Source organism: Clostridium senegalense JC122, from assembly GCF_000285575.1.
GTDB lineage: Bacteria > Bacillota > Clostridia > Clostridiales > Clostridiaceae > Clostridium_J > Clostridium_J senegalense.
This window is the reverse complement of record NZ_CAEV01000149.1, coordinates 1-354: the sequence shown is the minus strand read 5'-3', so window position 1 is coordinate 354 and position 354 is coordinate 1. Positions and strand designations below refer to the sequence as shown.

General features: G+C 46.9%; 2 tRNA genes and 1 rRNA gene. All 3 read right to left on the bottom strand.

From position 1 onward, the window contains the following. Positions 1-25 precede the first annotated feature (25 nt). A tRNA-Ile gene (locus CSGHG_RS19285) sits at positions 26-102 on the bottom strand. Between the two features lie 5 nt (positions 103-107). Further along, positions 108-183: transfer RNA gene (locus tag CSGHG_RS19280), tRNA-Ala, on the bottom strand. Positions 184-267: 84 nt separating this feature from the next. Beyond that, a 16S ribosomal RNA gene (locus CSGHG_RS19275) occupies positions 268-354 on the bottom strand; the annotation flags it as partial.

Here is a 354-nt window from a genome sequence, read left to right as displayed (position 1 = left end):
AATATATTAAACTTAATTAATATATTGGTGGGTCTAAATGGACTCGAACCATCGACCTCACGCTTATCAGGCGTGCGCTCTAACCAGCTGAGCTATAGACCCATATATGGTGGAGATAAAGAGATTCGAACTCTTGACCCCCTGCGTGCAAGGCAGGTGCTCTCCCAACTGAGCTATACCCCCATATAAGGACTTTGGTCCTTCAAAATTAAACAGATAACATAGTACCAGATGTCACAAAGTGTTACCTTTGTGCCGACTCCCTAGAAAGGAGGTGATCCAGCCGCAGGTTCTCCTACGGCTACCTTGTTACGACTTCACCCCAATCACCAATCCCACCTTCGGCCGCTGGTT